17 protein-coding genes are annotated in these 22,056 nt (G+C 69.1%); 8 read left to right on the top strand and 9 right to left on the bottom strand.

All coding sequences use genetic code 11. The features are described from left to right. Positions 1-316: 316 nt before the first annotated feature. Together FQ330_RS05820 and FQ330_RS05815 are read left to right on the top strand one after the other, a co-directional pair. Positions 317-1,798 (top strand): DUF262 domain-containing protein, encoded by a 1,482-nt coding sequence (locus FQ330_RS05820; protein ID WP_164877124.1) that lies wholly within the window; start codon positions 317-319, stop codon positions 1,796-1,798. Further along, complete coding sequence (locus tag FQ330_RS05815) at positions 1,768-3,744, top strand: DUF262 domain-containing protein (protein WP_146355930.1); 1,977 nt, start codon at positions 1,768-1,770, stop codon at positions 3,742-3,744. Before FQ330_RS05820 ends, FQ330_RS05815 begins: the two co-directional genes overlap by 31 nt. Positions 3,745-4,161: 417 nt before the next feature. Here FQ330_RS05815 and FQ330_RS05810 read toward each other — a convergent pair whose 3' ends face one another. The 5 genes from FQ330_RS05810 to FQ330_RS05790 form a co-directional block, all read right to left on the bottom strand. Further along, on the bottom strand, positions 4,162-4,965 hold the full coding sequence (locus tag FQ330_RS05810) for a class I SAM-dependent methyltransferase (protein WP_146355928.1): 804 nt from the start codon (positions 4,963-4,965) through the stop codon (positions 4,162-4,164). Between the two features lie 577 nt (positions 4,966-5,542). After that, positions 5,543-6,028, bottom strand: a complete 486-nt coding sequence (locus FQ330_RS05805; protein ID WP_128189781.1) for a hypothetical protein — start codon at positions 6,026-6,028, stop codon at positions 5,543-5,545. Between the two features lie 68 nt (positions 6,029-6,096). Next, the gene (locus FQ330_RS05800) at positions 6,097-6,645 is read right to left on the bottom strand and encodes an NYN domain-containing protein (protein WP_146355926.1); all 549 of its coding nucleotides are present in this window, start codon (positions 6,643-6,645) and stop codon (positions 6,097-6,099) included. A 9-nt stretch (positions 6,646-6,654) separates the two neighbouring features. After that, positions 6,655-6,948 carry a hypothetical protein gene (locus tag FQ330_RS05795; RefSeq protein ID WP_146355924.1) on the bottom strand — a complete coding sequence of 98 codons (294 nt, stop codon included), beginning with the start codon at positions 6,946-6,948 and terminating at the stop codon, positions 6,655-6,657. 89 nt (positions 6,949-7,037) lie between these two features. Further along, positions 7,038-8,297, bottom strand: a complete 1,260-nt coding sequence (locus tag FQ330_RS05790) for an ATP-binding protein (protein WP_146355922.1) — start codon at positions 8,295-8,297, stop codon at positions 7,038-7,040. 198 nt (positions 8,298-8,495) lie between these two features. Between FQ330_RS05790 and FQ330_RS05785 the strand changes: the two genes are divergently transcribed. Then, positions 8,496-9,245, top strand: a complete 750-nt coding sequence (locus tag FQ330_RS05785; protein ID WP_146355920.1) for a hypothetical protein — start codon at positions 8,496-8,498, stop codon at positions 9,243-9,245. Between the two features lie 130 nt (positions 9,246-9,375). Here FQ330_RS05785 and FQ330_RS05780 read toward each other — a convergent pair whose 3' ends face one another. The 3 genes from FQ330_RS05780 to FQ330_RS05770 form a co-directional block, all read right to left on the bottom strand. Beyond that, positions 9,376-10,242 (bottom strand): SDR family NAD(P)-dependent oxidoreductase, encoded by an 867-nt coding sequence (locus tag FQ330_RS05780; RefSeq protein WP_146355918.1) that lies wholly within the window; start codon positions 10,240-10,242, stop codon positions 9,376-9,378. A gap of 7 nt (positions 10,243-10,249) precedes the next feature. Beyond that, positions 10,250-11,764: a CoA-acylating methylmalonate-semialdehyde dehydrogenase gene (locus FQ330_RS05775; RefSeq protein ID WP_146355916.1), complete on the bottom strand. Its 1,515-nt coding sequence runs from the start codon at positions 11,762-11,764 to the stop codon at positions 10,250-10,252. A gap of 84 nt (positions 11,765-11,848) precedes the next feature. Beyond that, entirely contained in the window at positions 11,849-13,009 is a 1,161-nt protein-coding gene (locus FQ330_RS05770) for an iron-containing alcohol dehydrogenase (RefSeq protein WP_146355914.1), read from the bottom strand. Between the two features lie 126 nt (positions 13,010-13,135). Between FQ330_RS05770 and FQ330_RS05765 the strand changes: the two genes are divergently transcribed. Continuing rightward, positions 13,136-14,032 (top strand): LysR family transcriptional regulator, encoded by an 897-nt coding sequence (locus FQ330_RS05765; RefSeq protein WP_146355912.1) that lies wholly within the window; start codon positions 13,136-13,138, stop codon positions 14,030-14,032. Between the two features lie 41 nt (positions 14,033-14,073). Here the strand turns inward: FQ330_RS05765 and FQ330_RS05760 are convergent, their stop codons facing one another. Continuing rightward, the gene (locus tag FQ330_RS05760; protein ID WP_146355910.1) at positions 14,074-15,138 is read right to left on the bottom strand and encodes a Fic family protein; all 1,065 of its coding nucleotides are present in this window, start codon (positions 15,136-15,138) and stop codon (positions 14,074-14,076) included. A 288-nt stretch (positions 15,139-15,426) separates the two neighbouring features. Here FQ330_RS05760 and FQ330_RS05755 point away from each other — a divergent pair, with 288 nt between their 5' ends. Genes FQ330_RS05755 through FQ330_RS05740 form a run of 4 tightly spaced genes read left to right on the top strand, consistent with a single transcriptional unit; the run spans position 15,427 to position 22,047 of the window. Then, entirely contained in the window at positions 15,427-16,881 is a 1,455-nt protein-coding gene (locus FQ330_RS05755; protein ID WP_192575855.1) for a DUF3375 domain-containing protein, read from the top strand. Next, a complete protein-coding gene (locus FQ330_RS05750) occupies positions 16,878-17,579 on the top strand; it encodes a DUF4194 domain-containing protein (RefSeq protein WP_146355906.1) in 702 nt (233 codons plus the stop codon). Before FQ330_RS05755 ends, FQ330_RS05750 begins: the two co-directional genes overlap by 4 nt. After that, a complete protein-coding gene (locus tag FQ330_RS05745) occupies positions 17,576-20,905 on the top strand; it encodes an ATP-binding protein (protein ID WP_146355904.1) in 3,330 nt (1,109 codons plus the stop codon). The genes FQ330_RS05750 and FQ330_RS05745 overlap by 4 nt, the downstream gene beginning before the upstream one ends. Next, positions 20,902-22,047 carry a Wadjet anti-phage system protein JetD domain-containing protein gene (locus FQ330_RS05740; RefSeq protein WP_128189026.1) on the top strand — a complete coding sequence of 382 codons (1,146 nt, stop codon included), beginning with the start codon at positions 20,902-20,904 and terminating at the stop codon, positions 22,045-22,047. The genes FQ330_RS05745 and FQ330_RS05740 overlap by 4 nt, the downstream gene beginning before the upstream one ends. The last annotated feature ends 9 nt before the right edge of the window (positions 22,048-22,056 follow it).

The raw sequence follows: 22,056 nt of genomic DNA, 5'->3' as shown, positions 1-22,056 counted from the left end.
GAGAACTCCATGCGCCTGCTCGACCTGATGCACGAGGAGGTGGCCATGCCAGAACTCGCTGCTGCATAATCAGAACAACTGACCGCACGGTGTCGAGAAACTCCACCACTCAGCGGGACGTGACCCCGCCGTTGGCTGTGCGGGGCCATCAGATTGGTGGCGTGCAGCCGAAGCCGCTGCGCTCAAGTGCAGGCATTCTGCGCGCCCTCCTGGTTGTCGCGCCGTGCTCCGGGAGTGCGATGTACCGGCGAGCGGAGGGGACTGCACAGATGATTCCCCGCGCGGTGCCTGGCAATGATTCGCTACCTTTGCGATTGTGACTGCCGCGCTGCCTGATGTGTTGTCGACTCGCGACGTGCGCCCGCATGTCGCGGTGTGGAAGGTGCATGAACTGCTTCGAAACGCGAACCTCCGGATTCCGGACTACCAGCGGCCTTACACGTGGAGCGCTCGCAATGTCGCGGAACTCGTGGACGATATCCAGAGGTTCACGCCCAGCGGCCATTACCGGATCGGCACGGTGATCCTGCATCGACATGCGGATGAGCGCGGTGACGACATCCTTGATGTCGTCGATGGTCAGCAACGGCTGACCACCTTGCACCTCCTCGCTGCCGTTCTCAGAGAGACCGGCGTGGATCCCAGCATGAGGGATGTAGCTCGGTTACGACTATCGCCATTCGGGGCGGAGCGGACGGCTGCCCGGGCAAAGGAGAACCGCGCTTTCCTAGCGCGCCTTGTTCAGGATTGGGACGTCGATGCCCTGCGAGCGTTCTCCGACGCCGTCTTCCTCCAGTGCGAAGTCGTCGTCGTCACCTTGGCAAACCTCGATGAAGCTTTCCAAATGTTCGACTCGCAGAACGCGAGAGGGCGGCCGCTTTATCCAACCGACCTGTTGAAGGCATTCCACCTGAGAGAGATCGGCAGCGGTAGAAGTGACATAGCGATGAAGCGTGAGGTCGTCGAGCTCTGGGAAAGCATCCCAGCGGCGCACGTCAACGCCCTCTTTGCGGAGTACCTCTTCAAGATACGTCGTTGGGCCGCGGGCCGGCCGGTTCCAAGAGAGGGATTCACGGCAGCGGATATCGGGATGTTCAAGGGTATCCGCGAACGTGACGGCACCAACGAGGAGAATCACTGGGCGCGTTCCTTCGTATACGCCAAGAATTACATCGACGATTTCAGATCCGAGAATGCGACTCTGGCCCGTTTCCGCATGATGAAGCCTATTGAGTATCCACACCAGATCGACCAACCGATCCTCAATGGCGAGACCTTCTTTCGCATGGTCTGGCACTACTACCAACAAGGGGTCCGGCTCGGCCTGCATGCTTTCAACTTCGACGAGCTTCCGAAGGAGCTCAGTCCGCTGTGGGGCGCGTGGCGCTCATCGGTGAGCGCGCCGATTGACGAGCAGAGCGAGCCTGGTGGCGACCGGTCCCGCTACGCATACGTCCGCGGGCTCCTGGACGCTCTACTTCTGTATTACCATGACCGCTTCGGCTCGCAGGAGCGCGACCGCTTTGCGGGCCTTGCCGCCCGCTTTGCCGTGCTGCCGCGGGCCAGCAAGTTTGCCGTGAAGCGGGAGACGATCAACAACCACGCGCTCGACGGTGGACCGGAAGTGGCGGGCGTCAACTTGTTCCGGGAGATCCGAGAGGCATTGTCTGCACGTGAAGTACTCGACCGGACGGTGCCCGAGCCGAAACTCTACGGTGCGGACCGATCACGGCGGAACCCGACAGATGCCGAGGTAATTCAGCGACTATGGGGGCTCGAACGGGGACTGCAGCGATGACCGGTCGGCCCCGTTTCGTCACGATTCGCGAGCTCTTCGATGGTAGCCGCCGATTCCGAGTGCCCATCTACCAGCGCGCGTACGCCTGGGGAAGGCTCGAGATCGAGACTCTCGTCCGTGACATCGTAAGCGTTCTTGACCGCCCCAACTACTACATCGGTTCACTCGTGCTGCACGAGGTGCGAGACATAGAGTCCGACCAGCCTCTGTTCGACGTGATTGACGGGCAGCAACGCCTCACAACTCTCTTCGTTGCCTTGACTCACCCTGAGTTAAGACCGGCTCTCACGAAGCTGCCCGCTCCTTTCGAGATCTCGGACCGCCTGCTTTCCTTCGAGCAGCGCAAACGTTCCAACCTTGATTTGGCTGTGCTTGCCCGATCGGACACGCGGTCGGCGGCCATGAAGGCGCTGCAGGACGACGGCATCAAGGCCGGCGCCGAAGCGCTCGGGAACCTGCTCAGCGATGGAACAAGACTTGTGCGGATGCTGGCGGACCAGGGCGCCGCTCCGAGCTACGACGCCGAGTCGGACATGGCGAGCAACGTCCTGGGGTACCTCCTCGACAGGGTGCGGCTCGTGCTGACGGAGCTTCCGCCGGAAACTGACCTGAACCACTACTTCGAGGTCATGAACACGCGTGGCGAGCAGCTGGAGAAGCACGAGATCGTCAAGGCGCACCTCTTGGGACTGATCGGCGAGGACAGCGAGGGTCGAGCACTCTTCTCGACTGTCTGGGACGCGTGCTCGGACTTCACCCGGCACGTCCAAGCGCGATTCGAGCCGAACCCTAGGTCAGCGATCTTCGGCCACCCTGGGACCAGCAGCGGCAGCGGATGGGACAGATTCGAACCGACGGACGTCGAAGATCTCGCTAGCAGGGTTCAGCCTGCTCAGCAGGCTCTCGCTGCAGGCGGCAGATTCCTAGACTCGGTGCTTGAGGAACGAGAGCAACAGGTCGGGGTTAACAGCCGAGGCGTCCAGGACGACGGCGACGCTGGCAGGTACGGCGCGATCATCGATTTCCCGAATTTTCTACTTCACGTCCTTCGGATGCACGTCGATGGCCAAGTGGAGATCCCCTTGGACGACAAGAAACTTGTCGCGCTGTTCGAGCGAGCGATCACGACTGCGGACAGTGCGCTGGCGTTCGCCTTCCGGCTGCTTCGCGCGAAGTTCTTGTTCGACAACTTTGTCATCAAGCCGCTGGATGAACCGGGCCCAGGTGCGGACTCCAACTGGGTGATTCATCGTCTCCGTCGCATTCAACCCGAAACAAGAAGCGCAAAACTCTCAGCGTCCAACGCGTTTGGCGAGGCAACTCAGCAAGTGTTGATGCTCCAGGCGATGTATCAGGTAACGCATCAGCGGCGTGTGTATAAGGAGTTCCTGTACCGGATTCTCGAATATCTTGACAGGTCTTGGGCCAAGAAGAACCACGTCGATGGCGCTGACTTCATCTTGCGTCTCCATAGGATGGCGGAGGACGATCTCGAAGAGCTCGGTGCTCGAGAAGGAAGCACCCTCGATGTCGGCACGGGAGTACCCCATTTCGCCCTCAACCTGCTTGACTACAAACTGTGGTGGAGCAGCGTGATCCTGGACGAAACACCGGAGGGCTTGCCAAGCGTGAATGCCGCAGGGTTCCGCTTTGCCTATCGCACGTCAATTGAGCACTTTCTCCCCGTCAATCTTGCTGAATCGGCCGAGCAACGAGCCTCCGTGAATGATTTCGGCAACCTGTGCCTCATGACGCGCACGGAGAACTCCATCCGTTCTGATCACACTCCCGACTGGAAAGTGGCCAAGTACGGGACGTCTGACCAGAGCCTGAAGTTTCATTACATGGCCGAGCTTCAGAAGCAGGATGGGAAGTGGGGGGCGACGCAGATCAACGAGCAGGGTAGGGCCATGCGCACGGTGCTCTTCAAGCCGCTCCCGCTCTAGGCTCGACGCTGCCGATCTCGACGCTGCCGATGCAGTGAAGGCTGATCGGTCATCGGGCCGGGGCTCGCTCTGGGTCGAAGAGGTCCCGGCTGATCTCAAGTCGGAACTTCCAAGAGTCTCGATGATCTCGGCGGCGGACGAGCCGCAGCGGTCCTTTGCCAACGCTGCGCGGCGAACCAGCAAATTTCTCGCGAGGATTCGGCGTCTGTAGCACCGCCGCGCGGATGTGGCTGCGTCGCGTCAGCACCAACCGAGGAGGAACGCCGACGCCGCATGGGGCAGTGCGCCGTAACCGGCCGCGAGGATCTCGCCTGGGAAGGTGTCCTCCGATGCGACCTCTGCGCTGCGCAGGCGCGGCGATCGGAGCGCACTGAGCGCGAGCGTGGCTGAGCCGGCTCGCAGGCTGCGCGCGACCTCTCAGTTCTGAGGCGCGACAGGGTCGAGCACGTGCACGTCATCACCGTCGCCGACGACCACGCCGCGACTCGCGATCCGCCGAAGCTCCTCGATCAACGGAGCCGACAGTGCGTCGCCGGGCGGCATCAGCGCCGTCACGATCTCGAACTGACCGTGTGTGAACCACGGCGCCGCGGGGACATCCAGCTGCAACGGGTACACGGCGCCCACCCTCGGGTGCTTGCGCACGAGGTGGTTGAGCATTGCGCCGCTGGGGTCGACTCCCGCGTAGCGCTCTGGCCGCGCGAGCCCGAGGTCGAGTACGCGACCTGTGCCGCATCCGATGTCGAGCACCGATGGAGGGTACGTCGATCGGAGGCGTTCGAAGGCCGCGGTCAGTGCACCGGCGAGGGCCTCCGACGTGGGGTTTTCTGCATCCCAGCCGGAGGCGAGCTCGTCATACGGCGAGGTGAAGATGGACTCCGTGCTCGGCGCGTCCTGCACGCCATAGAGGCGGTCTGTCGGGGCCTGGTTGATGAGTCCGGTGTCGCGCACGTCGCGATCCATCGTCCACCACTTGATGCCTCGGGCCTCCAGGTAGATCTCGGTGCGGTCGTAGAACTTGCCCGGTCGGCCGAAGGTGTGGATCACCCGGCCAGCCCGGATGTAGTCCTCGTCGCTCATGCCGGCGGTCCGGCCGCGTGCTACGTAGCTGTGCGGCGCCGTCTTCGCGTACGTCTTCGCGAAGGTCCACTCGAGCTCGGCCGACTTCGTGAGCCACCAGCCGAGATCGGCTGATGTGATCCGTTCCTGCGTGGTCGTCATCTCTGGTTCCGTTTGTTCGATCCGTGGGAACGATGGTGCGGGTCACCGCTGACATGTCAGCGATCGGGGCTGCGATCGACCCATGCAGGACAGGAGGCCGCCATGGAGCGCCAGAGGTTCGAGTCGCTGAGCGAAGCGTTCCGCGAGATGCGAACGCACGAGCACAACCAGCCGTTCATCTGAGGCTTCGTCGAGCACCTGGGTGACTCGACCCTGATTCGGTACAGCGACCACTTCCGCGTCGAGCGCTCCGACGAGGGCACCGCGCTGCGGGTGCACACGGGCTCGACCATCGGGTTCCGCTCGGAGCAAGAGGTGCTCGATCTGGTCGGCGACGTCGATCGGTTCGACAGCGAGCAGCTGCCAGGCTCTGTGGGGGTGCGCCACCCGCATCATGGATCTTGGCGAGGCGAGAGCGTTCGACGTAGCCGCGTCGCGTCGCCCGGAATATGCGAGACCTGCGGCATGCAGCTGTCGCTCTCCGGCGAGTGCGGCTGCTGAGGCGCAGGCGCGCGGCACGCCGCCGCACCAGCAACGATGACGGTTCTGCGGCGACCCCTGTCTCAGCGGTGCGTGCTCATCGCAGCGGAACTCGCTGCAGGTGCTCGAGGCGATCGCCGTGCAGCCACGACCACATGATGTCCGCGGCGTCGGATGCGTTCCACGACTCTGCGGGGTCGAGTTGTCCGGCGGGGACGCTGCGCGCAGCGCGGAGGACACGGTGAGCCCAGTCGTCGTCCGTTCCGTCGTGCACTTCGACGATCCAGGCATCCCCGATCCTGAGCGTCTGAGCGAACGGCGTCACCGATCCCGCTCGCCGCTTCACGATGCCGAATCGGTTGTCGTCGAGCCCACGCACCTTCGCGGCAAGGCCGTTAGCGTCCTCCAGGAGTGCCGCTTCTCCGCCCTGTGCCTTCCAGATGATCGCGTCGCGGAACTCTGGCGAGTCGAGCACAGCGTCGACCGGGTCGAAATCGGGATCTCCAAGCCGAGGATGCGGACGGGCGATGCGAAACTCGGGCAGTGCCACTGGAGTGATCTCGAATCCGTCGCGCGCATCCACACTCTGAGTGTGATGCCGACCGGTGACAACCGATCGCACTGTATCGATGGATCCGCTCCTCGTCGGGCCTAGATGAACTCGAACGGGTCGAACTCGTCGATCGGGATGATGCGCACGCGCGGCAGGCGCGAGTTGAACGCCGCCACGTCGTACTCGAGGTCGAAGAACTCGATGCCGTCGACGTCGCGCAGGTCGCCGGCCATGAACTCGCCGAAGCCGACGATGCCGACGCGGCGCGCGCCGTCCTGCGCGAGGCGCTGCATCTGCAGCGCGAAGTCGCGGTCGTGGCTCACGAGCATGACGTCGTCTGCCCGGGCGGCCAGCGCATCCGCCGTCTTCTGGATGGCGATGTCGACGACCTTGCCCTCGCCGCTGAGCGGCACCGGCCGGTAGCCCATCGCGATGAGTGCTTGCACGAACGACGCCGGCAGCTCGTGCGAGACGGCGAGGAAGAAGAGGCCCTTCACCGGCTGCTGCCACGTGCGCTCGGCGAAGTCGAGCACCTTGTTCCAGCGCGGGCGCTCCTGCGGCTCCGGGCGGCGGTCGAGGATCGAGATGCCGAGCGTCGCGTCGATGTTCTCGCCGTCGACGAGGAGATAGGTGGTGCGCTCGGCCATGGTGCGACCCTATCCCGGCGGCTCCGAGCGCACGTCGAGCGGGTCGCCGTCCGGCCCCTCGAGGGCGACGTAGCGCATGTGCCACCGCAGACCGTCGGCGGTGCGGCCGATGCAGACGTAGACGATCGCCACCGCATCGCCCATCGGGTACGGCACCGGCATGCGCGCCATCGGCGCCCCCACCTCGGTCGTGCCGGGCACGGGCTCCCAGTCGTCGGTGACGGTGCCGTCGAGCGGGCCGCCGACGAACTCGGCCAGCCGCGAGCGCTGCATGGCCACCATGGTGTCGAGATCGAGGTGCATGAGGCTCAGCCTGGCGACGGCCGCTGACATCGACGCACTGACGCTCAGGGCGGACAGCGCCCCCGATGCCGCGCTGATGCCGCCGTACGTCAGCGCGTCGACGCCTCCCACAATGCCGAGACCGGCGCGCCGACGAGGCGATCGGCATAGCGGTAGCCATGCTCCGCCGTGCCGAGCACGATGCCGCCCAGGAAGCGTTCCCCGAGCTTGTCGCGCAGCTTCACAAGACCCTGGAACTGCTGCGCGCTGTAGGAGCTCGACGCCTTCACCTCGATGCCGAGCACCGCGCCATCGGCGAACTCGAGGACGAGGTCGACCTCGTGACCGTTCCGATCGCGGTAGTGGAAAAGCTCGAACTCCTGCTCCGACCACGTCTGCTGCTTGAGCAGCTCTGCCGTCACCCACGCCTCGAGGTAGGCGCCGAACGCCTCGCCATACTCGAGCGAAGCGAGTTGGCGTGCGGTCACCCGAGTGAGCCGCGTCGCGATGGCACCGTCGAGCACCAGCGCCTTGGGCTTTCCGACTTCGCGCTTGGCGAGGTTCGGCGTCCACGGCGGCAGCGTCGCGATCAGTCCCACATCGTGCAGCAGGTCGAGATAGCTCGGCATCGTCGAGCTGGGGATGCCGACCTCGGTCGCGAGCCGGGCGCGCACCAGCTCGGACGACTGCCGCCCGCTCAGTGCCCGGAGCAGGGCCATCACGCGCGCGGGTCGGACTTCTCGTCGCAGCTCCGGCAGGTCGCGCGAGACGAGCGATTGCAGGTAGTCGTCGATCCACGCGTTGCGTGCGCGCTCGGGCAGCAGCTGAGCGTCAGGGAAGGAGCCGTGGGTGACCAGTCCTGCATAGCCAGCGCGCTGGTAGATGCCGGCGACACCGATCAACCGTGAGACCCCATGCTGGCGCACGAGCTGCGCGAAGTCGTCGAAGGTCTGGGCTCGCTCCCCGGCGCTGAAGCCGTGGAGACGCAGACGCGAAGCGCGCCCCGCGAGGCTGTCGGCCGTACCTCTCACCGTCAGCAGACTTGCTGATCCCGTCGTGATGAACCGAGCTGGCCGCCGCTCCTCATCGATCGCTGCCTTCAGGGCCAGCGTCAGGAGCGGGAGCCGCTGCAGCTCGTCGATGACCAGCTGACGATCACCGGCCTGGGCGACGAAGCCCTCTGGGTCGGCCGCCGCTGCGTCACGGGTCGGTTGATGGTCGAGCGTCACGTGCACCGCGCCTTCCGCGGCGATCTGTCGGGCCAGCGTGCTCTTGCCAACCTGGCGCGCGCCCTCGATCACCAGCATCGGTGAGTACTCGAGGCGCTCTCTCGCGCGCGCGGCGATGTGGCGGTCGAGCGTCGGGCGCATGGTGCCACCGTATCTCAATCCGGCAGAACGCTGTAGCGAATCCGTTGTTTCGCTGTCTTGAATCGGCCGCTTTGCTGAGGCTGGCGACCTGGCTCATGATGGGATCGCGAGGCGCGGTCCGCGCGAGAACGCGACGCTCAGTCCTCTCGGCCTACGATCGAGCCGGGCAGCCGCACCGCATCGGAAGGGGTCCGCAGCATGCGCCACGCACAGGTCGGCCGCGTCGCCGCCGCCAGCCTCCTCGTCGCGATGCCAGCCCTCGCGCTCACCGGGTGCTTCATCCCGAGCCCGCCGCCGGTGCCGAGGCCCGAGAGCCTCGAGCCGATCGCGCAGGGCTCGCCGGACGAGGGCGACGTGCGCACCGGATTCATCCCCGGCGACGGCACCGCCGAGCTCACGCTGCTCATCGACCAGCGCGCCGCGGTCGTCGCCACCGCCTCCTCGACCGACGACGAGGACCTCACGCTGCGCATCGTCGGCGACGGCGCCGACGTCGAGAACGACGACGGCTACGACGAGGCCGGCGGCTTCGCGCTCGACACCAGCACCCGCGACCCGCTGCTCGCGACGGTGCTCGAGCCCGGCAGCTACACGATCGAGGTCGCCGAGTACGGCGGCGATGCGACCGGCTTCGAGCTGCAGGTGGTGACGAGCACGGATGCGGTGGGTCCGGGGGAGCAGGTCGCGCTCGCGGTCGAGCCGGGGCGGCCGGGGGTCGCCATTGCGACCATCGCCGAGGGCGACGAGGCCGTCAGCGCGATCGCCGACTTCGACGCGGTGCTGTGGGCGCAGATGAGCGACTCGGACACCACCTACCGGGACGACGACTCCGGGGGCGACCGGAACCCCAGCATCCAGCTGTTCGGGGAGTCGGCGCAGGAGGTCGTGGTGGTGGCGTGGGCGTTCGAGGATGGGGACGCCGGGCCGGTGACGCTCACCGTGGGGTGAGTGTGGTCTCGAGACGCCGCCTGCGGCGGCTCCTCGACCAGCGGGTGGGGGCGGGCGCCGGGGCGGGAGTGGTCTCGATACGCGGCCGGCAGAGCCGGCCGCTACTCGACCAGCGGGGCTGGGGCGGCCGCTACTCGACCGACGGGTGGGGAGCCGGTGGCGCGGCCTCCGTGAGCTGGCGGGCGCGCTCGGCGAGGAAGGGCGGCACGGGGTGCGTCATGACGTAGGGGCGGTCGTGCTCGATCGCGTCGAGCACGAGGGGGCCGACCGTGTCGGGGTCGATCGCGCCGGGCGCCTCGGCACCCGCCCGCATCGGCTGCCCGTCGGTGTAGCTCGACCACGGCACGACGCCGCGCGTCTCGGCGCGATCCGCCTCGGGCCGCAGCCGCTCGCTGCCGGCGAAGCCGGTGCGCACGGGACCGGGATAGAGCAGCGTGACGCCGATGTCTAGCCCGGCCGCCTCGTACTCGGCGCGCACCGCCATCGAGAAGCCGTCGATCGCAGCCTTCGACGCCGTGTACGCCGCGTGGCCGGGCACCGGCCGCAGCGTCGCCGCCGACGACGTGTTCACGATGTGCGACGGCAGCGGCGACGCGGCCATGCGCGGCACGAACGCCCGGTGGCCGTGGAGGGCGCCCCAGAAGTTCACGCCCATGATCCATGCGAAGTCGTCGACCGACGCATCCCAGCTCGCCCGGTACGGCCGCCACGTGACGCCCGCGTTGTTGACGAGCACCGCGATGTCGCCGAGCTCGCGATACGCCGCATCCGCGAGCGCCTCGACCTCGGCGAGCTGCGACACGTCGCAGCGCACGGCCACGGCGCGACGGCCGAGCGCGCGCACCTCGTCGCGCACACGCTCGGCCGCCGCCACGTCGACGTCGGCGACGACGACATCCATCCCCGCGCCGGCGAGCGCCATCGCGATCGAGCGGCCGATGCCGCCGCCACCGCCGGTGACGACCGCACCCCGCCCGCGCAGCTGCTCGCGACGCATCCGCGGCTCAGTTCTCGGGGAAGCCGAGGTTGAGGCCGCCGTGGCTCGGGTCGAGCCAGCGCTGCGTGATGGCCTTCTCGCGCGAGAAGAAGTCGAAGCCGGCGGCCCCGTAGGCCTTCGACGAGCCGAAGAGCGACTGCTTCCACCCGCCGAACGAGTGGTAGGCCACGGGCACCGGGATCGGCACGTTGACGCCGACCATGCCGACCTGGATCTCGCGCTGGAAGCGGCGCGCGGCGCCGCCGTCGTTCGTGAAGATCGCCGTGCCGTTGCCGAACGCGCCCGAGTTGATGAGCTCGACGCCCTCCTCGAACGACTGGATGCGCACGACCGAGAGCACCGGCCCGAAGATCTCCTCCTCGTAGGCCTTCGACGTGGTGGGCACCTTGTCGAGCAGCGTCGGGCCGAGCCAGAAGCCGTCGGCCTCGCCGTCGACCTCGATGCCGCGGCCGTCGATGACGACCTCGGCGCCGTCGGCCTCGGCGATCCCGATGTAGCCGGCGACCTTGTCGCGGTGCGCCTCGGTGATGAGCGGGCCCATGTCGGTGCCGCGGCGGCCGTCGCCGATGCGCAGCGTCGCGACGCGCTCCTGCACCTTCTCGATGAGGGCGTCGGCGACCGAGTCGATCGCCAGCACGACCGAGACGGCCATGCAGCGCTCGCCCGCCGAGCCGAAGCCGGCGTTCACGGCCGCGTCGGCGACGAGGTCGAGGTCGGCGTCGGGCAGCACGAGCATGTGGTTCTTCGCGCCGCCGAGCGCCTGCACGCGCTTGCCGTGCTTGGCCGAGGTCTCGTAGATGTACTGCGCGATCGGCGTCGAGCCGACGAACGAGATCGCCTGCACCTCGGGCGCGGTGAGCAGCCCGTCGACGGCGACCTTGTCGCCGTGCAGCACGTTGAGCACGCCGTCGGGGAGGCCCGCCTCCTTGAGCAGCGCGGCCATCCACATCGCGGCCGAGGGATCCTTCTCGCTCGGCTTCAGCACCACCGTGTTGCCGGCCGCGAGCGCGACCGGGAAGAACCACAGCGGCACCATCGCGGGGAAGTTGAACGGGCTGATGATGCCCACGACGCCGAGCGGCTGCTTGACGGAGAAGACGTCGACGCCGGTCGAGGCGTTCTCGGAGTACGCGCCCTTCAGCAGGTTGGGGAACGCGGTCGCGAGCTCGACGACCTCGAGGCCGCGCGCGATCTCGCCGCCCGCATCCGCCAGCACCTTGCCGTGCTCGCTCGTGATGATCTCGGCCAGCTCGCCGCGGCGCTCGTTGAGCAGCTCGCGGAAGCGGAACATGATCGCCTGGCGCTTCGCGATCGAGAGGTCGCGCCAGGCGGGGAACGCCGCCGACGCCGACGCGATCGCCGCGCGCACGTCGGCGTCGTCGGCGAGCGAGACGTGCTTCGTGACGACGCCGAGCGCCGGGTCGTAGACGGGCGCCGTGCGGTCGCCGGCGCTCTCGTGCGGGCGGCCGTCGATCCAGTGGTGGACGGTCGTCGTCTCGGTGGTCTCTTCGGTGATGCTCATGGATGCTCCTGGTTGCGTTGGGATCGTGGGTGGTTTCGACTCGGTCTGCGCGCTTCGCGCACGGACCGGCTCAACCAGCGGGAGTCACGCGTAGATCGCGCGGTACAGCTGCTCGACCTGCTCGGCGGTCGGCACGCGGGGGTTGTTGTTGGGGGATCCGGAGGCGAGCGCCTGCTGCGCCATCACCGGCACGCGCTCCTCCCAGAGGGCCTGCTCGATGCCGCGGCTCGCGGGCGTCGGCACCTCGAGCTCGTGGGCGAGCGCGCGCAGCTCGGCGACGAGCGCGTCGGCGGCCGCCTGGTCGTCGTCGTCGGCGGATGCGACGCCGAGCGTGCGAGCGCAGGTCGCGTAGCGCTCGACGGCGTGGCCCACCGAGAAGGCGGTGATCTCGGCGAACAGCATCGCGTTGGCCATGCCGTGCGCGATCTGGAAGTGCCCGCCGAGCGGCCGGCTCATGCCGTGCACGAGGGCGACGGACGCGTTCGAGAACGCCATGCCGGCGAGCGTCGCCGCCGTCATCATCTCCTCGCGCGCCTCGCGGTCGTCGCCGTCGCGGTAGGCGCGGCGCAGGTAGCGGCCGATGCGCGAGATCGCGGCGAGCGCGTACACGTCGGAGACCGGGTTGGCCTTGCGGCTCACGTACGCCTCGATGGCGTGGGTGAGCGCGTCGATGCCGGTGTCGGCGGTGAGGCGCGGCGGCATCGAGAGCGTCAGCTCGTAGTCGACGACCGCGGCCTTCGGCAGGTAGCCGGGGCCCGCGCACAGCATCTTCTCGTTGTTGGCGCTGTCGGTGATGATCGTGAACTGCGTCACCTCGGAGCCGGTGCCGGCGGTGGTGGGCACGGCGATCACCGGCAGCGCGGGCCCCATGAACTGGAACGGCGCCTTGAGCTCGCGCATGTGCCCGCCGCGCACGGCGAGCACCGAGAGGGCCTTCGCGGTGTCGATGGGGCTGCCGCCGCCGAGCGCGACGATGCTGTCGGCGCCGTGCTCGCGGATCGCGGCGAGGCCCGACTCGAGCGAGTCGGTGGTGGGGTCGGGGATCGTGCCGTCGTAGACCGCCGCCTCCATGCCCGACGCCGCCAGTGACTCCGCCACCCGGGCCGCGACGCCGGTGGAGACGAGGAAGCGGTCGGTGACGACGATCGGCCGCGCGGCGCCCGAGGAGGCGAGCAGCTCGCCGATGCTGTCGACGCTGCCCGCGCCGAATCGGAGGATCGGGGGAGTGTTGATGTCGATGCTCACCGGGTGCACGCCTTCGTGGTTCTCGGCCCCGCAGGACGGGGATGGATGCTCCCAGCCTGGGATGCGCGGATGCAGGCGTCAACGCCCAAACGCGCAGACTCGACTGCAGAAGTGCAGAATGGATGCATGGACGCCGAGAACCTGCGCTACCTGCTCGAGGTGGCCCGCACGGGCCGGCTGCGCGACGCCGCCGCCCGCCTGCAGGTCGACGAGACGACGGTGTCGCGGCGCATCAGCCGGCTCGAGCAGGAGCTCGGCGTGCGGATGTTCGACCGCACGCCGCAGGGCTGGCGCATCACCGAGCCCGCGCGGCTCGTGCTGCCGCACGCGGAGGCGGTCGAGTCGAGCATGGCGCGGGCGCTCGAGGCGGTCGTCTCGCGCGCCGGGGACCTGAGCGGCACCGCGCGGCTGCTCGCGCCCGACGGCTTCGGCGCCAACGTGCTCGTGCCGGGCCTGCGGCCGCTGCTCGACGCGCATCCGGGCCTCTCGGTCGAGGTGATCACCGCGACGAGCCACGACCTCATCACCGCGCGCGACTTCGACGTCGCCGTCACGCTCGAGCGGCCCTCGCCGCGCGCCGCGGCGGTGCAGCACCTGGCCGACTACGAGCTGCGCTGCTACGCCTCGCGCGCCTACCTCGAGCGCCACGGCACCCCGGTCACGGTCGAAGAGCTGCGGCGCGCCCACGACCTCATCTGGTACGTCGAGGCGCTGCTCGACGTGGCGCCCCTGCGCATCCTCGACGAGCTGCTGCCGCGCGCCCACGCGCGGCTGCAGACCAACAACATCACCGGCCAGCACAGCGCCGCGCGCGCCGGCCTCGGCGTGGCGCTCCTGCCGACCTACATCGGCGGCGCCGACCCGGAGCTCGTGGGCGTGCTCCCGGAGGAGCTGCGCATCCGCCGCACCTACTGGCTCGTCGTGCCGCGCGACCTCACCGAGCTCCTGCGGGTGCGCGTCATCACCGACGGGATCCGGTCGCTCGTCGCAGAGCACCCGCACCTGTCGAGGGCGACGGTGTGACCCGGCTCAGGCCTGATCGGTCCGAGTTCCTGTGGGCACGATCAGTCCTCGACGAGTGCGGCGAGGAACGGCCGATTCACGAAGGCCTTCGTGCGGCCTGATGGCAGTTCCGTCATCAGGCCGCTATCGCTCAGCCGATGGAGCCAGTTCGAAGCGGTCTGGCGCGTGACGCCGCAAGCCTCCACGACGTCACGGATGGTGACGTAGGCGTTGCGGAAGAGGACGTCGACGAATTTCGTGCTCACCCCGTTCGGCAGGACACGATCGATCTCTTCGGCGGCCGTCGTGAAGGCAGCGCGAACGCGAACGGCTCTCTCGAGCGACCAGTGGGAGCCATCGCGAACCGCGAGCAGCATGAATTCGAGCCACGGCTCCCATGCGTCCTCTGCGGTGACGGCGAGCAGGCGCTCGTAGTAGTCGCGCCGCCGGTGGTTGATCATGCCGGACAGATAGAGCACGGGCTGCTCGATCAGGCCGCTCTCGATGAGCAGAAGTTGGTTCAGGATGCGGCCCGTTCGCCCGTTGCCGTCGTGGAACGGGTGGATCGCCTCGAACTGGTAGTGGCTGAGCGCCATCCGAGTGAGCGGGTCGACCGATGCATCGTGCACGTAGGTCGCCCACTCATCGAGCAGTGAGGCGATCCGCTCGTGGCCCTCTGGGGGCGTGTAGACGCGCGTTCCGTCTGGACGACCGATGTAGACGCCACCTCCCCGCCGGAACTGCATCGAATGACCCATGAGCTCATCGGCGACGAGGGTCGCCATCGCGGGGGAGACGGGCCGAGCACGGAGTGCGTCCACGCCTACGATCAGTGCGCTTCGTGCCCGCAGGGCTTCGGTGGTTGCGGGAGTCGGAGTTCCGACTCCCGCGGCCTCGCGCAGGAGCTCGTCGCTGGTGGTGACGATGTTCTCGATGGCCGAAGAGGCCTGCGCCTCCAAGATCGGAACGACGGCCGCGAGCACGCCCGGATTCGGAATGGAGCGAGCTGCCTCATCCGCGCGCCCCAGTGCGCTTGCCGCCTCGAGCAGCAGCGTGCTGGGAGGCTGGACAGGGCGCGGACGTGGCGGCAGGTCGTTGTACGGTTCGTGCGGGGTCCACGATGACATGTCGGCTTCCTCAACACTTCGGTCGAATGTGTTACCCAAACAGCCAAGAAGTTAACACGTTCGCCGGATATGTTCGCGACGTCGACAGGTGCTGGGGACAGCGGCCCGGCCGCTACGCGACGCGGTCGGGCGGCTCCTCGCGGGGTGCGCCGTCCTCCCGTTCGGAGTCGTACCCTCGAACTCAAACGATAGATCTGATCGCTACGACGGGTGTCGATGCGCGGGTCGGCGTGGAGCGAGCGACCGTGTCACCCGCCTCAGCCAGGATGGAGCCATGAGGCGAGGCTTGTGACGGCGCTCGGGGCGGCACTGCGCCTGCGGCGCCTGGTCGACACCGACGCCGCGTTCGCGCTGCTGCGCGCGGAGCACGCGCCGATCATCGTCGCGCTCCTCTCGAGGCACCTCGGCGGACAGACCCGCCGCATGCCGGCGGAGGAGTTCGTCGACCTGCTCGACGCCGACCTCGACGCGCTGCGGTCGCACTTCGCGCTGCCGCAGACCGGCGTCGCGTACGCCGCGGCCTGGCGCTCGGCGGGCTGGCTCGTCCGACGCCCCGCACCGGCGGCGCGAGCAGAGACGGTAGAGCTCTCCTCGGAGGCGCTGCGCGCGATCCGCATCTTCGAGCAGATCGAGCAGCCGCGAGCGACGGCGACCGAGTCGAGGCTGATGACGATCCGCGATCAGGTGCAGCGGCTCGCTGTCGAGACCGACCCGGACGGCACCCGCCGCCGGGAGGCGCTCGAGCGAGAGCGAGCCGTCATCGACGCGCAGATCCAGGCGATCGGCGAGGGCCGCTTCGAACCGCTCGATGCGGCTCGGGCCAAGGAGCGCGTCGCCGAGATCCTCAGGCTGGCCGAGGACGTGCCTTCCGACTTCCAGCGCGTGCGCGCCCGCTTCGATCAGCTGAACCACGAGCTCATGGCGAGCCTGCTCGACTCCGACGAGTCGCAGCGCAGCGTCGTCGAGGAGATCTTCCGCGGCGTCGACCTCATCGAGCAGACCGACGAAGGGCTCACGTTCAGCGCGTTCTCGGCGCTCGTGCTCGACACCGAGCGCAGCGAGGCGTTCGAGGACGACATCGCGAGCCTCCTCGATCGTGACCTCAGCCATGCGATGACCACGGCCGAGCGCCGGTTCCTGCGCACGTTCCTGCACACGCTCAAGCTCGGCAGCCACGAGATCCACGGCGTGCTCGCCGAGTTCGCGCGCGGCCTGCGCCGCTACGTGCAGTCGCAGGACTTCCAGCGCGATCGCGCGCTGCAGCGCTCCATACGCGCCGCGCTCGCCGCGGCGCAACGCGCTGCCGAGCACGTCAAGCCCTTCCACGCCAGCGGGATCGAACTGCCGCTCACCTCCGTCGAACTCTCCAGCCTTGGGGCGCTCGCCTTCCACGACCCTTCCGAGTTCGCCGTCGATGTGCACGTCGTCGCGCACCAGCCGGGCCTGGCCGACCTCGAGCAGCTGCGAGCGCTCGCCCGCGACACCGAGATCGACTTCGCGGAGCTGAGCGGCGTGGTCAACGACCGGCTGCGCGGCACGGCTGCCGTCACCGTCGCCGCGCTGCTCGACGAGTGGTCAGCGACGCAGGGGGTCGCGAGCGTCGTCGGACTCATGACGCTCGCGGCCCGGCACGGCAGAGTCTCGGCTGATGAGACGGAGTCCGTGACCTGGTCGGGGGCCGACGGCGCCCGCCGCAGCGCTCGCGTGCGCACCCACAGCTTCACCGAGAGGATTCCGACATGACCGACGCGCGCACGCCAGGGTCGATCGAGGGCGACCAGCAGGAGACGGATGCGTCGTCAGGCTTCACGACGTTGTGGCCGGGCGACGTCGGGAGCTTGCGCGAGGACTCGAGGCGTGCGCTCCTCGAGCTGGTCCAGGGACCCTACCTCTCAGCCGCCAACCGCGGCCGGCTCTGGCTCGCTCTGCTGGCCGACACCGACGCGATCCGCTCGCGCCTGCACGACCTGTTCCTCGACCTCGTGATCGACCGCGCCGACGAGATCGCGTTCGTGCGCCCGGTCGACGCCGGCGATCGGGCGGTTCCGCTCGCCGTACGCACGCGACCGCTGACCTTCATGGACACGCTGATGCTGCTCGTGCTCCGTCAGCACCTCCTGGCCGCGCGCGGGGAACGACGCGTGTTCATCGATCGGGCCGACGTGTACGAGCAGCTCGCGCCCTACCGCGTGGCGCGCGACCCCGCCGACTTCGAGCGCCGCATGAACGCTTCCTGGACCAAGCTCATGAACAAGCTCGGACTCATCCATCGCGCCGGCGGCGACGAGAGGGTCGAGATCTCGCCGGCACTGCGGCTCATCTTCGACGACGAGCGCGTGGAGGCGCTGCGCCTCGAGTATGAGCGTGCGATCGAGCGCGGGGCTGCGGCGCTCGACGACCGCGAGCCCGTCTCGGCCGGCGACGAGGAGTCGGAGCGATGACGATGCTCGAGATCCCCGGCCTCGAGGCCCCGCAGCAGCGCGCGCAGTGGCGACTCGCCGAGGTGCAGCTGCTCAACTGGGGCACCTTCGACGGGTTGCATCGGGTGCACGTGGCGCGCAAGGGGCATCTGATCACCGGCGGCTCGGGCTCCGGCAAGTCCTCGCTGCTCGACGGCATCGCGGCGGTGCTCACGCCCGACGGCATGCTCCAGTTCAACGCTGCCGCGCAAGGAGCAGGTGCCGCTCGCGGCGACCGCAGCATCGTCAGCTACGTGCGCGGCGCGTGGTCGAAGACGGCCGACGAGGAGCAGGACCGCGTCGTCAGCCGGTTCCTGCGGCCCGGCACGGTCGTGAGCGGCGTGCTGCTGCGCTACGGGGACGGCGCGGATGGGTCGCTCAGCCTGGCGAGGCTCATGTTCCTGAAGGGCACGTCGACCGACAGGAGCGATCTGCGCGACGCCTACCTGCTGGAGCAGGGGGAGCTCGACCTCGAACGGCTGCGCGGCTTCGTGACGAGCCAGGCCAACGGCATCGACACGCGTGGGCTCCAGCGCGCGTTCCCGCGAGCGGTGATCACCACGAGCGGCAAGCACGCGAAGTTCTACGCGCGCCTCGGCAGCCTGCTGGGCATCAGCGGCGACAACGCGCTGCAGCTGCTGCACCGCACGCAGTCGGCGAAGAACCTGGGCGGCCTCGACCACCTGTTCCGCACGTTCATGCTCGACCGGCCGCAGACGTTCACGATCGCCGACAATGCTGTGCAGCAGTTCGGCGAGCTGGACGCGGCGCACCAGCACGTCGTCGAGCTGCGGCTGCAGCGCGACGCGCTCGCCGTCATGCGCGACATCGGTGACCGGTACGACGACGCGTCCGCCCGCGCCGTCGCAGCCGAAGCGCTGCGCGACCTCGTGCGGCCATTCGAGGCGCGGGAGCGGCTGCGGCTCGCTCGCCAGGAGCGCACGATCGCCGACGTCGCTGCCCAGCAGGCTCGCGCGGCGCTCGCCGCGGCGCGCGAGGGCGATGCGGCCGCCGCCGACGATCATCGGCTGGCGCAGCAGGCGCTCGACCGCGCGGGCGGAGCTGACCTGGCGCAGCTCGACGGACGCATCGGGGACGCGCAGCGCGAGGTCGCGCACCGGCGGGCGCAGCTCGAGCGGCTGACGCGGCAGCTCGCCGACGTCGGCATCGAGCAGGCGCCGCGCGACGAGGCGCAGTTCGTCGAGCTGCGCACGATGGCCGACGACGAGCTGCGGCAGCCCGCGGCCAAGCTCGACATGCAGCATCCCGCCGTGCAGCGGCTCGCGCAGTCGACCGACCGGCGCAAGCGCATCGACGCCGAGCTGCAGGCGCTGCGGCGCTCCCGGAGCAACATCGATGCGCGTCGGCTCGACGTGCGATCGCGGCTGGCCGCCCACTTGGGCGTGCCGGAGCAAGCGGTGCCCTTCGCCGGCGAGCTGCTCGACGTGAGGCCCGAGGAGCGCCGTTGGACAGGCGCGATCGAGCGGGTGCTGCGCCCGCTCGCCACCACCCTGCTCGTGCGGGCCGAGCACCTCACGGCCGCGCGGCGCTGGATCGACGGCGCATCGCTCGGGTTGAAGCTCGACTACGAGCTCGTCGAGGCGACGTCTCGCTCGCCGCGCTCGCTCGCGAGCGACGTCTCCCTGGTGCGCAAGCTCACGGTGAGCGCCGGCGGCTTCCACGACTGGCTCTCGCACAGGCTCGCCGAGCAGTTCGACGTCGCGTGCGTCGAGACGGCCGATGAGCTCGACCGCTTCGCTCGCGCGGTGACGATCCGCGGGCAGGTGAAGCGCTCGGCCACCCGCTACGAGAAGGATGACCGGTTCGCCGTCGACGACCCGACGCGGTGGCTGCTCGGATCGAGCGAGGCGCGCCACGAGGCACTGGTGGCGCAGCACCTGGAGGCGGAGGCCGACGTGCGAGCGGCCGCGCGCGAGGTCGAGCTGCTGCAGGCGGAGGTCTCGCTGAGCATCCGTCGGCGGCAGCAGCTGAAGCAGCTGCTGTCGGAATCCTGGGAGCAGTACGACGCCGAGGCGGCCGGTGCGCGCGTCGCCCAGCTGCATCGGCAGCGCGCAGCCCTGACGAGCGCGCGCAGCGACCTGCAGCGGGCGGCCTCGGCCGTCGAGGAGACCCGGGCCGTCTCAGACGCCGCCCGTGCCGCCGCCGACGAGGCAGTCGCCATGGAGCGGACGGCGAGGCTCGAGCTCGAGCGGCTTGACGGTCTGATCGCCGAGGCAGAGCGAGCCGTCGCGGACGACGGGCGCGGCGAGCTCGAGTCGGAGGCGGTCGAGCAACTCGTTGCGCACTTCCGCGACATGCGGCGTCGCATCGCTCTGGCCGAGCTCGCCGACGCCTCCCGCGAGGTCGAGGGTCGGCTGAGCCGGGAGCGCGAGCGGGCGATCGGCGAGCGCGATCTGGCCGCGCAGGACTTCGCCGCGGCGGCGACCGGCTTCCAGGCCAGGTGGGCCGCCGCATCCGCCGACTTCGTCGCCCGCATCGACGACCGCGCCGGGTTCAGGGCGCTGCTCGTGACGATCGAGGCCAACGATCTGCCCTCGCAGGAGCAGAGCTTCCGGCGACTGCTGCGTGACAAGTCGAGCCTCGTCGTCGGGTTCCTGCGCAAGGAGCTGCTGGATGCGCCGAAGGAGGTGCGCGAGCGCATTGCGCCCGTCAACGAGTCGCTCGGGCGGTCGCAGTTCGACCGCGACCGGTTCTTGCGCATCCGAGTGAAGCTGACGCGCGGCGACGTGGTGCAGCGCTTCCTTGCCGAGCTGGCGCAGATCGCCGAGGGCAGCTGGGATGACGAGGACGCGGCCTCCGCCGAGCGGCGCTTCGAGGTGCTCGCGCAGCTGATGGCGCGGCTCGCCTCGAGCGATGCCGCCGACCGCAAGTGGCGCGAGCTGTGCCTCGACACGCGCCTGCATGTGTCCTTCCTCGCAGAGGTGGTCGATAGCGCGGGCCTCGTGCACGCCACCTACGACTCGGGTGCATCGCTCTCCGGCGGACAGCAGCAGAAGCTCGTCGTGTTCTGCCTCGCGGCGGCGCTCCGATACCAGCTCACGGAGGACGGCGCCGACATGCCCCGCTACGGCACCGTCATCCTCGACGAGGCGTTCGACAAGGCTGACAGCGCCTACACGCGCATGGCGATGGATGTCTTCGTCGAGTTCGGCTTCCACATGGTGCTCGCCACGCCGCTCAAGCTCCTCCAGACGCTCGAGCCGTACATCGGCGGGGTGGCCGTCGTGCAGAACCCGACACAGCGGCAGTCGACGGTCGACCAGCTCGGGTTCTCGGAGGTCCGGTGATCGGGGTGGATGAGGCGCGGTTGCGCGTGGCTTCGCGGGTCGCGACGCGTGCGCGTGACTGGGCGTGCGATCCAGAGGCTGCCTCCGTCGCAACGGTGCGGGTCGCGCTCCACGCGCCGACCGAGCGGCAGGCGCTCGAGCTGCCGGGCGCGGTGCTCGGGTGGCGCGACGCCTGGGCGACGGCGGCAGAGGAGCCGGGCGTCGAGGTGGAGTGGGAGGTGCGGGCGTGGAGCCGCGTCGGCGCGCAGACCGTGCCGGTGCGCGTGACGATCTCGGGGGCGGACGCCCTGGCCGCGTTCGCGGGACGAGCGTCGGCGGATGCGTGGGCGCGGATGCGATCGCGAGTGGCGATCGCGATCGCCGCGCTGGGAGGCGGGCAGGCGGTCGCGACGGCAGCACGCACCCACGCGACAGCGCTCGCCGACTACGCCGAGGACGAGTTTGCCTCCGTGCTCGCCGCGGCACGCTGGATCTGCGAGCACCCGGTCGACGGGATGCGTCCGCGCCAGCTGCCCATCCGCGGCGTGGACTCGAAGTGGTTCGCGTCGCACCGGGCGGTCGTGTCGGCCCTCGTGCTCGCCGCGACCGGGCGTGAGAGCCTCGGCGTCGTCGGCGCTGAGCAGCTCTTCCGCGCTCGGCTGCTCGACGACAACATGCTGCCCGGTGCGCCTCGCTCGTTCGGGGCGTCGATCGATGAGCTCGCCCGTTTGGAGGTCGGCGCCCCGACGGTGCTGGTGCTCGAGAACCTCGAGACGCTGCTGTCGCTGCCGCCGTTGGACGGCGTGGTTGCGGTGCACGGTTCCGGGTTCGCGGTCGCCGAGCTCGCGCGGGTGCCCTGGATCGTGGCGACTCAGGTGCTGTACTGGGGCGACCTCGACTCGAATGGCTTCGCGATCCTGCACCGGCTGCGCACGGCGCTGCCGCGGGTCCGCAGCCTCCTGATGGACGAAGCGGTGCTGCTCGCGCATCGCGACCTGTGGGTGCCCGAACCGAAGCCGGCGCGCGGCAGCTACCCGACGCTCGAGGCGCACGAGCAAGCGGCGCTCGACCGCCTGCGCGACGAGGGCGACATGCGGCTGGAGCAGGAGCGCATCCCCTGGCGGGCAGCGCTCGAACGAGTCCGGATGGAGCTCCAGGGCTGAACCCATGTA

Origin of the sequence: Agrococcus sediminis (genome assembly GCF_007923295.1) — a bacterium.
In the GTDB taxonomy this organism is placed as follows: domain Bacteria; phylum Actinomycetota; class Actinomycetes; order Actinomycetales; family Microbacteriaceae; genus Agrococcus; species Agrococcus sediminis.
Note: the sequence above shows the minus strand (reverse complement) of the source record. Positions and strands in the feature narration are given on the sequence as shown.

Excerpts from the sequence above, each read along its gene's own strand:
- FQ330_RS05745 (WP_146355904.1), top strand. The coding sequence starts at position 17,576 with ATGACGATGCTCGAGATCCCCGGCCTCGAGGCCCCGCAGCAGCGCGCG.
- FQ330_RS05810 (WP_146355928.1), bottom strand. The coding sequence starts at position 4,965 with ATGACGACCACGCAGGAACGGATCACATCAGCCGATCTCGGCTGGTGG.
- FQ330_RS05790 (WP_146355922.1), bottom strand. The coding sequence starts at position 8,297 with ATGCGCCCGACGCTCGACCGCCACATCGCCGCGCGCGCGAGAGAGCGC.
- FQ330_RS05750 (WP_146355906.1), top strand. The coding sequence starts at position 16,878 with ATGACCGACGCGCGCACGCCAGGGTCGATCGAGGGCGACCAGCAGGAG.
- FQ330_RS05760 (WP_146355910.1), bottom strand. The coding sequence starts at position 15,138 with ATGTCATCGTGGACCCCGCACGAACCGTACAACGACCTGCCGCCACGT.
- FQ330_RS05795 (WP_146355924.1), bottom strand. The coding sequence starts at position 6,948 with ATGCACCTCGATCTCGACACCATGGTGGCCATGCAGCGCTCGCGGCTG.
- FQ330_RS05800 (WP_146355926.1), bottom strand. The coding sequence starts at position 6,645 with ATGGCCGAGCGCACCACCTATCTCCTCGTCGACGGCGAGAACATCGAC.
- FQ330_RS05780 (WP_146355918.1), bottom strand. The coding sequence starts at position 10,242 with ATGCGTCGCGAGCAGCTGCGCGGGCGGGGTGCGGTCGTCACCGGCGGT.
- FQ330_RS05815 (WP_146355930.1), top strand. The coding sequence starts at position 1,768 with ATGGGGGCTCGAACGGGGACTGCAGCGATGACCGGTCGGCCCCGTTTC.
- FQ330_RS05775 (WP_146355916.1), bottom strand. The coding sequence starts at position 11,764 with ATGAGCATCACCGAAGAGACCACCGAGACGACGACCGTCCACCACTGG.
- FQ330_RS05765 (WP_146355912.1), top strand. The coding sequence starts at position 13,136 with ATGGACGCCGAGAACCTGCGCTACCTGCTCGAGGTGGCCCGCACGGGC.
- FQ330_RS05785 (WP_146355920.1), top strand. The coding sequence starts at position 8,496 with ATGCGCCACGCACAGGTCGGCCGCGTCGCCGCCGCCAGCCTCCTCGTC.